General features: G+C 63.0%; 16 protein-coding genes. 6 read left to right on the top strand and 10 right to left on the bottom strand.

Annotated elements, in window-relative coordinates:
- Positions 1–95 precede the first annotated feature (95 nt).
- Both VNH11_07585 and VNH11_07580 read right to left on the bottom strand, forming a co-directional pair.
- Positions 96–1,487: an aspartate aminotransferase family protein gene (locus VNH11_07585; GenBank protein HVA46219.1), complete on the bottom strand. Its 1,392-nt coding sequence runs from the start codon at positions 1,485–1,487 to the stop codon at positions 96–98.
- 128 nt (positions 1,488–1,615) lie between these two features.
- The gene (locus tag VNH11_07580) at positions 1,616–2,887 is read right to left on the bottom strand and encodes a Gfo/Idh/MocA family oxidoreductase (protein HVA46218.1); all 1,272 of its coding nucleotides are present in this window, start codon (positions 2,885–2,887) and stop codon (positions 1,616–1,618) included.
- 273 nt (positions 2,888–3,160) lie between these two features.
- Here VNH11_07580 and VNH11_07575 point away from each other — a divergent pair, with 273 nt between their 5' ends.
- Both VNH11_07575 and VNH11_07570 read left to right on the top strand, forming a co-directional pair.
- Positions 3,161–3,412 carry a type II toxin-antitoxin system prevent-host-death family antitoxin gene (locus VNH11_07575; GenBank protein ID HVA46217.1) on the top strand — a complete coding sequence of 84 codons (252 nt, stop codon included), beginning with the start codon at positions 3,161–3,163 and terminating at the stop codon, positions 3,410–3,412.
- Complete coding sequence (locus VNH11_07570; protein HVA46216.1) at positions 3,409–3,828, top strand: type II toxin-antitoxin system VapC family toxin; 420 nt, start codon at positions 3,409–3,411, stop codon at positions 3,826–3,828. The genes VNH11_07575 and VNH11_07570 overlap by 4 nt, the downstream gene beginning before the upstream one ends.
- 5 nt (positions 3,829–3,833) lie before the next feature.
- Here VNH11_07570 and VNH11_07565 read toward each other — a convergent pair whose 3' ends face one another.
- Positions 3,834–4,826 carry an NADPH:quinone reductase gene (locus VNH11_07565; protein ID HVA46215.1) on the bottom strand — a complete coding sequence of 331 codons (993 nt, stop codon included), beginning with the start codon at positions 4,824–4,826 and terminating at the stop codon, positions 3,834–3,836.
- Between the two features lie 260 nt (positions 4,827–5,086).
- On the opposite strand from VNH11_07565, the gene VNH11_07560 reads away from it, so the two are divergent.
- The 4 genes from VNH11_07560 to VNH11_07545 are packed head-to-tail and all read left to right on the top strand — an operon-like array spanning position 5,087 to position 9,160.
- Positions 5,087–6,151 carry a putative zinc-binding metallopeptidase gene (locus tag VNH11_07560; GenBank protein HVA46214.1) on the top strand — a complete coding sequence of 355 codons (1,065 nt, stop codon included), beginning with the start codon at positions 5,087–5,089 and terminating at the stop codon, positions 6,149–6,151.
- The gene (locus VNH11_07555) at positions 6,148–7,179 is read left to right on the top strand and encodes an ATP-grasp domain-containing protein (protein HVA46213.1); all 1,032 of its coding nucleotides are present in this window, start codon (positions 6,148–6,150) and stop codon (positions 7,177–7,179) included. The genes VNH11_07560 and VNH11_07555 overlap by 4 nt, the downstream gene beginning before the upstream one ends.
- Before the next feature lie 56 nt (positions 7,180–7,235).
- On the top strand, positions 7,236–7,994 hold the full coding sequence (locus VNH11_07550; protein ID HVA46212.1) for a DUF4058 family protein: 759 nt from the start codon (positions 7,236–7,238) through the stop codon (positions 7,992–7,994).
- 32 nt (positions 7,995–8,026) lie between these two features.
- Positions 8,027–9,160 (top strand): hypothetical protein, encoded by a 1,134-nt coding sequence (locus VNH11_07545; protein HVA46211.1) that lies wholly within the window; start codon positions 8,027–8,029, stop codon positions 9,158–9,160.
- Positions 9,161–9,215: 55 nt separating this feature from the next.
- Here the strand turns inward: VNH11_07545 and VNH11_07540 are convergent, their stop codons facing one another.
- The 7 genes from VNH11_07540 to VNH11_07510 form a co-directional block, all read right to left on the bottom strand.
- Positions 9,216–9,350: a hypothetical protein gene (locus tag VNH11_07540; GenBank protein ID HVA46210.1), complete on the bottom strand. Its 135-nt coding sequence runs from the start codon at positions 9,348–9,350 to the stop codon at positions 9,216–9,218.
- Entirely contained in the window at positions 9,347–9,565 is a 219-nt protein-coding gene (locus VNH11_07535) for a hypothetical protein (GenBank protein ID HVA46209.1), read from the bottom strand. Before VNH11_07535 ends, VNH11_07540 begins: the two co-directional genes overlap by 4 nt.
- A 218-nt stretch (positions 9,566–9,783) precedes the next feature.
- Positions 9,784–10,167 (bottom strand): hypothetical protein, encoded by a 384-nt coding sequence (locus VNH11_07530; GenBank protein ID HVA46208.1) that lies wholly within the window; start codon positions 10,165–10,167, stop codon positions 9,784–9,786.
- Positions 10,164–10,826 carry a MerR family transcriptional regulator gene (locus tag VNH11_07525; GenBank protein HVA46207.1) on the bottom strand — a complete coding sequence of 221 codons (663 nt, stop codon included), beginning with the start codon at positions 10,824–10,826 and terminating at the stop codon, positions 10,164–10,166. Before VNH11_07525 ends, VNH11_07530 begins: the two co-directional genes overlap by 4 nt.
- Before the next feature lie 194 nt (positions 10,827–11,020).
- Entirely contained in the window at positions 11,021–11,437 is a 417-nt protein-coding gene (locus VNH11_07520) for a hypothetical protein (protein ID HVA46206.1), read from the bottom strand.
- A gap of 163 nt (positions 11,438–11,600) precedes the next feature.
- On the bottom strand, positions 11,601–11,756 hold the full coding sequence (locus VNH11_07515; protein ID HVA46205.1) for a hypothetical protein: 156 nt from the start codon (positions 11,754–11,756) through the stop codon (positions 11,601–11,603).
- Positions 11,757–12,774: 1,018 nt separating this feature from the next.
- The coding region (locus tag VNH11_07510) for a hypothetical protein (GenBank protein HVA46204.1) at positions 12,775–13,006 on the bottom strand (232 nt) is incomplete at its 5' end.

The following is a 13,006-nucleotide window of genomic DNA, read 5'->3' as shown; positions in this document are numbered from 1 at the left end:
CAGAAATACTTGAATTGACTTTTGCCTAGCCCCTGACGCCTGACGATGGTGGGCCGGCGCTCGCAAGCTCGCTGGTCCCACCCAACGATGAAGCACTACGCCAGCCGCTTTCCCACGGCGGCGAAAATCTCGTACATCACGTCAAGATACGTCTTCGCCTCGTCGAGCGGCATGACCAACGGCGGGCTGACGCGAATCACTTTGCCGGCCAAGGGGCCGAGCAAGTGGATGGCGGCGCCCGCCTCGTCGCCCCGATAACAGGCCTCGACGCAGGCGTTGGCGACCTCCGCGGCCGAACGCTCGCCGACCGCGGCGCACTCGATACCCCACACTACTCCCTCGCCCCGAATGTGGGCCACCACCTCAAGCTCCGCCAGCCGCAGCAGTTCCACTTCGAGCACGATCGACAACTGCCGCGCGTGTTCCAACACGGGCGTGTGCTCGTATTCATCAAGCGTGGCCAACACGCCGGCGCTGGCCAACGGGTTCGCACTCCAGGTATCGGAGGCCTCGCCGTAGTGCATGTTGGCGAAGAGATCTGCCCGGCCGACCGCCGCACTCACCGGCACTCCGTTGCCCAGCCCCTTGCCCAGTACCACGATGTCCGGTTCGACGCCGTAATGCGTGAAGGCGAAAAGCTCGCCGGTGCGGCCGAAGTTGGCCTGCACTTCGTCGAGGATGAATAGGATGTCGCGCTCGCGGCAAAAACGCTGGAGCAATTGCAGGTATTGTTTTTGCGGATGATACGAGCCGCCGCCGCCCAGATACGGCTCCGTGATCAGGCAGCAGATGCGCCGGCCATACTCCTTCCACAGCGCTGCGAGCTCGGCTTCGTAGGGGGCCAGGTCGATCGGCTGGCGGCGCCGCGCGACCTCGACGCAGTCCTCCATCGGGAAGGCGATGAACCGCACGCGCGGATCGCGATCGTGGTCCTGTTCCGAACCGGTCACGGCGCCCGCCAGCCCTTTCTTGCCGTGAAAGCCATAACGTGTCGAAAGGATGATGTCTTCGCCGGGCCGGCGGTCGAGCGCGGCCCACAGCGCCTTCTGGATGGCTTCGCTGCCGCTGGCGGCCCATAGGACTTGCTCGCAGCGGGCGCCGCCCGGCTGGCTTTGAAGGCATTTCAACAATCGCTCGGTGGCCTGTACTTCGACTTCCGTCACGCTGTTGTAGGCGTTGAGCGTGACCGCCTGGCAAAAGTCGCCGCAGCCGGCGAAGCCGTGCAAGCCGAGATAGCTGAGCACGCGTTGCCACCAGCGGGCCGGATTGTGCCCCAAGTTCATCACCAGCACGCCGGAAGTAAAGTCGGCCAGGCGGCGGCCTTCCGGTGTCCAATGATAGCAGCCGGCGCTCTTGGCCAGCACGGCCAGGCTGGGCGTGAACGTCCGCAGGCTCAGCGGTTCGACCGCCGCCAGACGGCGACGCCACTCATTCGAGACTTCTTCGCGCGGGTGTTCGATGGCGGCGGGAGTTGCGGTTATGGACATTATGGAAGGCTCAGTGGCATGAGTAGGGTGGGAGCGATCGAGCTTGCGAGCGCCGGCCCACCGTTAACGATTTCGATTACGGTGGGCCGGCGCTCGCAAGCTCGCTCGCTCCCACCCTACACGTTGCCTCAATTCAGCGACACCGGTTCGGGCTTGCCCGGTTCAAACAACAGCAATCGGCCCGCTTCGCTCATTTCGACAACGCAATTCGGCTTGCCGACCGCATGCCGCGCCAAAATGGCTTCCATTGCCTGCACGGCGGCAACGGTTTGACGGTCGGCCGAAAGATCGTTGTAAGCTAAAAGCCGCGCGCGGTCGAGACGCTGCTCCCGCTCACCGGGCGGCACGCCGAACTCGACCTGGGCCACCTCGCGCACGAACCGCTCGATCGCCTCCACGCCGTAGCCCCGTTGCGAACGTTCGCCCCACGGCTCCAAAAACGTGCCGTTGTAATGATTGTTCATCGTGATTTTGCGGGCCAGCGGAGTCTGGCCCTCGATCGTACACTCCACGCCCCGCTTGCGGCTGTGACCGTTCCACACGCCGTTGTCGAAGCGGAACTGCACCTCCTGCTCGACATATCCGGGAAAATTGTCGGGCGTGACCCAACTCGTGTGAATATCGAACGCCGCCTCACGGCCGTCGTCATACGTGTACACCAGCCGCAGTTGCACGGAGTCCCACGTCGGGCCATCGGCCTCTCCCACGATTCCGCGCTGGCCGGTGCAGGCAACGCTCGTCAAGCGGCCGCCGAACGTGAAGTCGATCAGCTTGATGTAATGCACCGCCACGTAGGTGCCCGGATTGCGGCCGCGAATCCATTCGGCAAACTGCCCGCCCGAGATCGACTTTGGCTCCAGCAGCGAACAATAGCCATTGTTGACGTGCCGCAGCTCGCCGTCGGCCACGAGCGTGCGCAGTTTCTTGTGGTCGGGGTCGAGCAGTTTGTGATAGACCACTTTGGCCAGCACGCGGTTCTGCCGGGCCAGCCGATCGAGTTGGTCCAGTTCGCTCAGCGACAACACCGAGGGCTTTTCGACGAGCAGGTGTTTTCCCGCCGCCAGCACCGCCTTGGCCGCCTCGAAATGCCGATCGTCGGGCGTGGCCACGCACACAAAATCGACGTCGGTCTTCAGCAATTGGCCGATCGCATCCGGCCCGCGAAAGCTTTTGAACGCGGCGATCTTGCCGGCCGCGGAGTGTGCGTAGGCATCGGCGCGGCCACCGGTACGGCTGGCGACGGCCACCAGCGGCACGCGGCAAACGCCGCAGCCCGGTTCGTAAAGTCCGGCCGCATGAACATGCTCGAAGAACGGCCGATACGTCTCGTCGAAAATCATGCCCATGCCGACCATGCCGGCATGAAGAACATGCTGTGGATTGGCGGTGGACACAACCATACGCTAACCGGCGGGAACGGGTGGTGGAGGAGCAGCTATCAGCTTACCCAGGGGCGTGTTGATGGAAAATGGGGCCAACGTAGTAGGGCACACTCCGTGTGCCGTAACCGCGCGCCGGACAACGCCGCAACCGCTCGCAATGGGGCACCATCAATCGGCCAATCGGCGGTTTGCGGACGGCGCACAGAGTGTACCTGCTACTTCCTATCCCGTTGACGCGGCATTGAAATAGCTGTATTCTGGTCTGAGACTGGTCTAAATAGGAGTTTGGCGATGTCGTTAACCAACAGCGTCGGAGCGTATGAGGCGAAGACGCATTTTTCGGACCTGCTTGAAAAAGTCGCATCGGGCGAGGAGATTACGATCACGAGGCATGGCACGCCCGTAGCGCGATTGGTGCCGGTCACAAAGAAAGCCACGGTTGAAGAGCGCCGCGCCGCCATCGCTCGAATCCAGAAGTTGAGCCAAGGCTTGACCCTGGGTGGCCTGAAGATCAAGGACCTGATCGAGGAAGGCCGCAAATGAGCGCAGCGTTCATCATCGATTGCTCGCTTGCAATGGCCTGGCTGTTCAAAGACGAGGCCACAGAGGAAACAACGAAGCTTCTCAACCGTCTCGAAACCGAGACCGGCTTGGTTCCCGCTTGGTGGTTTCTCGAAGTGACGAATGTAATCGCTCTAGCGGAACGCAAAGGCCGTGTGGCCCCGCATGAATCGCAACAGTTCATCGACGACATCTCTCAGCTCGATATCGAACTCGACACAGAATCGCCTTTGCGGTCGTTTTCACATATCCTGCCCCTCTGCCGCACCCACCGGTTGACCAGCTACGACGCCATGTACCTCGACCTGGCAGTGCGGCGACACTTGCCTCTCGCAACGCTCGATGAACCGCTCCGCAAAGCGGCCAAGAAAGCCGGCGTCAAGCTGTTGGGCCGATAGACCGTTCACGGCACGAGCACAATCTTGCCGGCCAGCGTGCCGGCCTTGTGCAGCGTGTTCTCTTCTTGCAGCTTGTGGGCCTCGGCCGCCTTGGCCAACGGCAGCACGCGGTCGATGCGCGGCTTCAATTGCCCGGCCGAGAGCCAGCGGTTGATGTCGGTCGCGGCGGCTTGCTGCTCTTGCGGCGTCGCGTTGAACATGGCGAAGCCGTGCAACGAACAGTCCTTGGTGTAGAAGGGGCCGACTGGAAACACGGGCCGCGCTTCACGCCCGGCCATCAGAATCACGCGGCCGCGCGGGGCCAACAGCGGCACCGTGCGCTCGAAGTTCGGCTCGCGGAGCGTCTCCCACCAGACGTTGAGTCCGCCGGGCGCCGCCTGCCGGATCGCGGCATCGACGTCGTCGGTCTTGTAGTTGACCGCCACGTCGGCGCCCAACGATCGGGCCAGCTCGACCTTCTCCTTGCTGCCGGCCGTGGTAATGGCCTTCGCGCCGATGGCCTTGGCCATCTGCACCACCGTCGAGCCGACTCCGCCCGTGCCCCCGTTGACGAACAGCGTTTCGCCGGCCGCCAAGTGGGCGCAGCGCACCAGCCCGATATGCGCCGTGATGCCCACCAGCGCGATCGCCGCGGCTTGCTCGTCGCTCACATTGTCGGGCGAAGGATAAAGCCACTGCTCTTCCACGGCCGCAAACTCGGCGAACGTGCCTTGCCGCCCGAGCAGGCCCTGGTTGCTGCCCCACACGCGCGTGCCGGGCGGATAGCGCTTGGCCTGCGGCCCCGAGCGTTCGACCACGCCGGCAAGGTCGCAGCCGATGATGAACGGCATCGGCAGCTCCATCTTCACCGCGCCGGCGCGAATATACGTATCGATCGGATTGACGGCCGCGGCCTTCACGCGCACCAGCACCTGCGAGCCGGCCGGTTCGGGCGTGGGCAGATCGCCGTATTGAATGTGGTCGGCCGGTCCCGTTTGGTTGATGTAAGCAGCTTTCATATCGCGATCTCCTCGTGCGGTGGCGTTCGCTGAAAGTATAACCAGTGGGCGACGATTGGCGTAGGGTGCGGCGGAGGCATCAGGCATCAGGCGTCAGGCGTCAGACATCAGGCGTCAGACATCAGGCGCGACTTTGCGGCCCTCGTCCTGACGCCTGATGCCTGATGCCTGACGCCTCGAATCCGACCGCCCTTCTGCCGGCCGCCCGGCCAAGGTACGATAAGCGACAACCAGAACGCTCCCCCGGAGGTATCGAGCCAGTGAAGTCCCGCCCCAAGGCCAGGTCGCCGTCGTCTGCCGGCGGCCGCAAGGCTGGACCCGCCTGGTCGCATCTCGACGACGAAGCGCTGCTCGACCTGCGCTTCACCGACCTCGGTCTGAAGATCGAAGGCACCGAGTTAGCCCCGCGGATCGAGCGGCTCTACGCCGAGCTCGACGCGCGGCACATCGCGCTGCACCCGCATTGCTGGCTCTCGGAAGAGTGGTTCTCGCCCGACGGCGTGCCGGGCATCGCCATTCCGTTCTATCTGGCCCATCCGCGGCTGATGCAGCTTGAAGACCACATCATGCTCGATGTCGAAGGCGGCAGCGGCGAAAGCTGCATGCGCATTTTGCGGCACGAGGCCGGACACGCCCTCGACACGGCCTTCCGCCTTCACCGCCGCCGCGATTGGCAGCGCGTCTTCGGCAAGGCGTCGAAGCCCTATCCCGATTATTATCAGCCGCGGCTCCAAAGCCGCCGCTATGTGTTGCACCTCAATTCGTGGTACGCCCAGGCCCATCCGTCCGAAGACTTTGCCGAGACGTTCGCGGTCTGGCTGGCCGCCGACTCCGACTGGCATCGCGAGTATGCCGGCTGGGCGGCCAAACGAAAGCTGGAATACGTCGAGGCCTTGATGACCGGCATCGCCGGCGGCAAGCCGGCGGTTCGTGCCCGCCGCCGCGTGGAGCCGTTGGCCGAGATCCACAAGACGCTGCGCACGCACTACGAAGAGAAACACACCCGCTTCATCGCCGGACACGCCGGCAGCGTCGACCGCGGCCTGCGGCGGCTGTTTTCCTCTTCGCCGGGCCGCATCACGCACGAGACCGCCGCCGAGTTTTTGCGGCGGACGCGGGATGAGCTGCGGCGCGTGGTGGCCGACATGTCGGGCGAGCACGAATACACGGTCGATCAGGTCTTGCAAGACATGATCCTGCGCTGCCGGCAGCTTGGGCTTTATCGCCATCAGCCGCAGCGCAAGAGCGAGGAGGAAGCGGCCGCCTTGCTGGCGCTGCACACCCGGAACTATCTGGAAAACGGTCAACACCGGTTCGCCCTATGAGAGCGCGTCGCGTGCTGGTGCTGATGCACGAAGCACTCGTGCCTCCGGCCAGCATCAAAGGACTGCCCGCCAGCGAAGTGGCGGAATGGAAAACGGAGTACGACGTGGTCGCGGGTCTGAGCAACCTGGGCCACGACGTGCGGCCGCTGGGCGTCAGCAACGACCTGGGCGTGCTGCGCGACGCCATCGTCGATTGGAAGCCCGACATCCATTTCAACCTGCTCGAAGAGTTTCACGGCGTGACCGTCTACGACACGCACGTCGTGAGCTACTTGGAGTTGATGCAGCAATACTACACAGGTTGCAATCCGCGCGGGCTGATGCTGGCCCACGACAAGGCCTTGAGCAAAAAAATCCTTACCTATCACCGCATCGCGGTGCCTGACTTCGCGGTTTACCCCATGGGCCGCGTGGCCAAGCGCGTGCAGCGGCTGAAGTTTCCCTTGCTCGTGAAATCGGCCACGGAAGAAGCCTCGCTGGGCATTTCGCAGGCCTCGGTCGTTTCCAACGACGAAAAGCTGAAAGACCGCGTGGCTTTCGTTCAGGAGCAGTTGCGCACCGACGCGCTGGTGGAAGAATATATCGAAGGGCGGGAACTTTACGTGGGCGTGCTCGGCAACATCCGCCTGACGACGCTGCCGATCTGGGAAATGCTGTTTACGAAGATGCCCGACGGCGTGGCCCACATCGCCACCGCCAAGGTGAAATGGGACCATGACTATCAGGTGCGCAACGGCATCACGACGCGGGCGGCCAAGGACTTGCCCGAAGGGCTGGAGGAACAGCTTCCCAAGCTTTGCAAACGAATTTACCGGCTGCTGAGCCTGAGCGGTTACGCGCGTCTCGATTTTCGCTTGAACGCCGAGGGCAAGCTCTATCTGCTGGAAGCGAACCCGAACCCGAATCTGGCTTATGGCGAGGACTTCGCCGAATCGGCCAACCAGGCGGGCGTCGGCTTCGAGGAGCTTTTGCACCGGCTGCTGAACCTGGGCTTTCGTTATCGGGCGGGCTGGAAAGAGTTATACTGAGCATCGCTTGATATAATGGCATGTCGATCAAGTAGAGCAACGGCGGGAGCCAATGTATGCCGATTCACGATTGGACGCGGGTCCGCACCGGCGTCTTTCACGATTTCCACCAGGAATGGACCATCTGCATCAAGCGGGCCTTGAACGGCGGCATCCTGCCGCCGGGCTATTACGCGATGGTCGAGCAGGCGTCCGTCGGCCGCTACCCGGACGTCTTGAACTTCCAAATTGATCGCGGAGCCGAGGCGAATGGCAACTCGCCGGCTTCGCCTAACGGTGGCGTCTTGACGTTAGCGGAAGCGCCGCCGCAGATGGGCATTTCGGCGACGATTGAATCCGACCCCTATGCTCAGCGGAGCAACCGCGTCGTGGTGTTCCATGAAGAGGGCCATGTGGTGGCGGTGATTGAAATCGTTTCGCCCGGCAACAAATCGAGCCGCGGCGACTTTCAATCGTTCGTGGAGAAGGCGCTCGAGTTTCTCCGCATGGGCGTTCACTTGCTGATTGTGGATCTGTTCCCGCCCACCGCTCGCGACCCGCACGGCATGCACGCCGCCATCTGGTCGGAAATGGCCGATTACGACTTCCACTTGCCGCCGGGCAAGCCGCTTACGGTCGCCAGTTATTCGGCGGGAATCGTCAAGCGAGCTTTCGCGGAGGCGCTCGGCGTGGGCGATCCGTTGCCCGCGGCGCCGTTGTTCCTCGAAGCCGAGAGCTACGTGCAAGTGCCCCTCGAGGCAACCTACCAAGCCGCCTTTGACGATGTCCCCAAGCCTTACCGCGAAGAATTGTCTCCACCGCCTTCGACGCCTTGAGTTGTCGAGCAGCCGCTTCGAGCAAAGTTGTCATGAGCGAATATCAGTATTACGAGTTCGCGGCCATCGACCGGCCGCTGACCGAGAAGGAAATGGACGAGCTCGGCGAGTTGTCGAGCCGGGCGGAGATCACGCCCACCTCGTTCACGAACGTCTATCACTTCGGCAATTTCCGTGGTAACCCGCGGAAAATGATGGAGAAGTATTTCGACTTCTTCGTCTACGTGGCCAACTGGGGCACCTATCATACGATGATCCGCGTGCCGAAGTGGGCCCTCGACCGCAAGCAACTCAAGCCCTATATCGACGGCGAAGTGGTCTCGCTGCATGAGGCGGGCGACAACTTGATCGTCGAGTTTGTGGCCCAGGAGGAGCCCGGAGATTGGGTGGAGGGCGCGGCATGCTTGCCATCGCTCAGGCCCGTGCGCGATGCACTGCTGGCTGGCGACCTCCGGCCGTTTTACCTTGGCTGGTTGCGGGCGGTGGTGCAGGGATCGGTTGACGACGAGGAGGTCGAGCCGCCGGTTCCGCCGGGGCTGGGCAAGCTCTCGCCGGCGCTTCAATCGCTGGCGGACTTTCTGGTGATCGGCATCGATTTGATCGCAGCGGCGGCAGAAGGCAACCAGGAAACCGCCGCACCCGCCGGTTCCTCACAACGCGATTTTGCCGCCTGGACCGCCGCGCTCGGCGACCGCGACAAGAACGCCTGGCTGCTGGAATTGCTGCTGGGCGACGGAGCGAAAGCGCGCTCCGAAGCCCTGAAGGCGTTTCACGAGTCGAAGGCCAAAGCGCCCGCGGCTGGCGCGAGATCATTCAAGCAGCCAGGGCGCACGGTCGCCGAACTACTTGCAACCGCGGAGCGGTTGCGCGAAGCACGCCTGGCGCACGAGCGTCAGCGTGCCGAGAAAGCCAAGGCGGACGCGCGAAAGAAGCATCTCGACGCCTTGGCCGATCGCGAGGCCGCGGCCTGGAAAGAGGTCGATGCGCTCCTTTCGGCCTCGACGGCCAAGAAGCACGCGACGGCCATGACGCTGTTGAACGATCTTCGCGACGTGGCGGCCCGTCGCGGCCGCATCGACGAGGCGCAACAGCGGATCGAGCACTATCGCCGGCGCTTTGCCCGCCGTCACTCCCTCATGCGCCGCTTCCGCGACGCGGGGCTGTAAAGGCTTTACTTCAACAGGGCCACGAACCCGGCCTGCTCGAAGTGATGGTCCCCCGTCAGTGCCTCCGTGACGCCGTCGTTACCATGCGGCCTTGGAACTCTGCTGTATAGGCCAGCGCCTCCTGGTGCCGGTTATCGTCGGGGTTGACGAGGGCGAGGTAATAGAAAGTGTCGGCGAAGACGACCTTCATCGTTTCGGCGTCCCGTGAATGTAGTGGTCGTGCTGTTCGGCCAGATCGACGGGCAGGCCCTTCGCGATTCCGGCCAACTTCAACAGCCGCTGACCCAGGGTGCTCGCGGCAAGCGGTTCTTGCTGGATCACCAACTCAACGCGCGTGCCATCCGGCAGGTCGAGGCCGGGGTCCAAGACCACCACACCATTCATCACGGTACACTGCAGGTTCATAACAAATCTCCTGTTTCGGTCTTGCATCATATTAGCAGAGATCGGCAGCACGTCGATACGCTCTCTCGTGCCGCCCCGCCGCCACTCTTACTGCGCCGTTTCGGCGATTTGGGACCAGCGACCAAAGCAAGTCAGCGTGTCGAGCCAGCTCCCGGCGTCGATCGCCGGCCGCTCGAGAACCGGTCGCAACTCCGCGGGAATCGCTCGAATTGTTGTCGCTAAGGCAGAAACGGCATCGCCCTGCCGTTTTGCTTGATCTCCGCAAAAGTGCCCGGCGCGACACCGCCGGCGAAGCCATCGATCTTGGGCCAACGTTGCACGAGCCAGACCGCCTGCGGCCAAAACTTGAGCTTGCCAAAAAAGGGGCCAAAGTAGATGGCCGTGATCCCGCATCGTCTGAGTGCCTGTAGCTCTTCGTCCTTCGTTGTCTGCGAAAAATCGCAACTGACGAAGACCACGTCGCTGCCGCTCAAACCTTCGAACAGAGCCACGTCTCGAATGCTTTCGGAAAACTGATGCCGTAGGGCAACCGCATCGACGTCCAGCGCAGCCAACATCCCGGCAAAACGATAGGAAATGCAATTATCGAAGAAATACGTCACGAGCCGAACCGTCGCACAAAGGTCACGGCGGCACGCACCGATTCAAGTGAAACGTCGAGCCATTCCGCCACGGTTTGCGGTTCCTGGCCACCGCCGGCCACGACGGCGGCAAAAATCGCCTTGACCGGCACGCCGCTTTCATCGTCGATCGGTGCGCCGAACTTCCGTTCCGGATCGAGCACGATTCGCCCCGCCCGCCCTAGCGGCCAATACCGCGCGGCCCCGCGCGGCCCTTCGAAATCAACGCCTTCCAGAAAGGGAAGAACACGTTCCGCGAAGGCCTTTTCGCACCGGGACCAGTCGTTTCCGGCCCCCGGCATGCCCACCTCGTCGCGGAGCGCGCCAATCAGGCTTTGCCCTTCCGCCTGAAAGCGCTTTGCCGCGAAGGGGTAGAGCGTGCGAAATCGCGTGCCTGCGGCTTGCGACAACCGTTTGACGATCGATAGAGGAACGCCTGCATCGCGAAACAACTTCACGATGTGAAGTGCCAGTAATTCAGCAAAGCTAACCGTGCGGTTTTGAGCGGGCGATGACCGATCATCGATCAGCAACTGCAACCACCGACGAACCGTGGCCCTCGGAACGCCCAGCAATCTGGCCGCGTCATCGATCGGATAGCTGCCGACGTTCAATAAAGCCGATTCTGGTTTGACGATCATCCTCGATGCTCACTTCGTTCCGCAGCAATCGACCTGGTTGACGCGCCGCGCACCTTGAATTCTACCTCAGCCCGCGAGCGACACCAAACGCAATGCGCCGTTGGCGAGCGTCAAACATGCCGACACTCCGGAAGCCGTGCGGCAAGTGTGGGCGAAGCATTAATGCCATGCTCGACACACGGTCCACCGCGCTGCTATTGCTTGACCAGACACAACGTATAAGTGCCCGAGGCTCCGGTGGAATCGTCCTTCCAGACAAAATCGATTCTTTCGCCCGTCTCATCGCTTGCCAGCAGCCCGTCGTTATCGCCGCCTGGTTTACCGGTTGAACTTACATCTTTCGCCAGCCACGAAACCCGACCATCTTTCACGGTTCCCTTGATCTGCCGCACGAGGCCGCCCGCGAACTCATATTTGGCCGTGAAGCTCTCGCCCCGGCGGCTGAGCACGGTCAATTCCGATTTGGGACCGTCTTTTGTCCAGACCGTGCGCGGTTGGAACGCGTCGCGGCCATTGGTCTCCACGTTTGCGGGCAAGTCGCGCGCCGCGGCTTTGCCGTCGCGCGATTCAAGGTCGGCGCCCGCATCCCATTCACACACAAAGTAGGCCACGTGTTGTTTTGAGCGATCCGGTTGGTCGCACCAGACCGCCCCCGTGACCCAGAGCAAAAGATAGTGCTCCGCAGCCTGCTTGTTGTTGGGTTGCCCAGGCCCCCATTTCTCGAAGGTGAGCCTCGATCCATCAACCGAGCGCCAGTCGCCCTCCTTTGCTTCGTCAGTCGCCCAGGTGCTCCAGCTCGATCTGGACCATCTTCAGCAGGGCCTGCAGGAAGGCGACGATCATCGGGCCCACGACGACGCCGATCGGCCCCAACGCCTTCACGCTCCCCTGCCCGAACCGCGCCACTGACCACTGACGAGTTTGGTGCAAGTTGCACAACCGCCCCCTATAGATGGATGCCAGTCTCCCGACCGTGCCACACTCGCCACGGACCACTGACAATCTATTGGACGCCCTTGGCTGGAGAAAAGTTCCGGCATCGGCACTCTTGACGTCGCTCCGCCGCCGACCGACCGCCGTCGATCGTCCGCCTATGTGGTTCCTACCGTATGGCTGGCTTGGAGGGTTCTCGTGTCGGCCACGCCGGTAGCATGCCAACTACGCTCAACCTTGGCGAAGCCGTGCCGAAAACCGAAGTCACGACGATCCCAAGGGCCTTCGTGATGGGTGCGGGATTTGTTGCAGCGCGTGGGGCATACGTTGCGGAGTCGGTAATTGGACTTCTCCCATGGTCCCGTTTCGCGCGCGGCGCGAGGTTGCAAAAACCTGGCGCGGCGCGGGCAGGATCGGCCCCGAGCGCGAGGCACCACGCGTAGATGCCTTGACGCCGTTTTTGCCGAGAATCTGGCGCGGGCACGATCGGCCCCGAGCACGACGCACCACGCGGCCGGCATTCATCACCGCTTTCCGGGCGGCACCAACGACTTTTTATCCCGCCAAGTCCCGCGCGTGCTTGCCACATCCTTACGTGACGGCAGTGCGCAGCGCGCTGCGCGTCCAAATCGTTCTGTTTTTATTCAACGCGCGCACGGCGCGCAGCGCGTATCTGCCGGTCCCGCACGCGACCGGTCGCGCGGCGCGCTGCGCCGAATCCCCTCTCAGGTACGGTATCGGCGGGCCGCAACAAGGCCAGACCCGAATGGCACTGCCGCTTGTCGGGCAAGGAGTTGCGGCGACGGTCGTGGTCGAGGCGCGGTGCCCGCGTCGCGCCGGCCGGCGCCGCGCGTGGCGCAAGTCGCGTCGGCAATCGACCGCCGCGGCTGCGCGCAGTACCAAACGCCTCCGGCGCTGGCCTACGTGCCAGCTCGGTGCATCCGCTGCCCGCAAGCATGCCATCAATCGTGCCGCGTCCTCCCTGGCCTTCCGTGGTCAACGATTCGCCCGCGCACTACTCCTTGCCCGACAACAACGCCGCGCGCGCCTCGGCGCGCGGCTGAGTCAAAAGTTTGTGCGGTTTCGGACGACGTTTGATGGCCCGAGGTTCCACGCGATTGGGACGATGACCCACGCGGTGCTTCAGCAGTTGCTTGTGATGGACGCGCCTCAATTCGTCGGCCGCCGCTTCCGTCAAGGACGGCGCCAACACCCAACTGGCCGCCAACTTTTGCATGGCGGCCGTA

It is taken from the genome of Pirellulales bacterium, assembly GCA_035533075.1.
Lineage (GTDB): Bacteria > Planctomycetota > Planctomycetia > Pirellulales > JAICIG01 > DASSFG01.
Note: the sequence above shows the minus strand (reverse complement) of the source record. Positions and strands in the feature narration are given on the sequence as shown.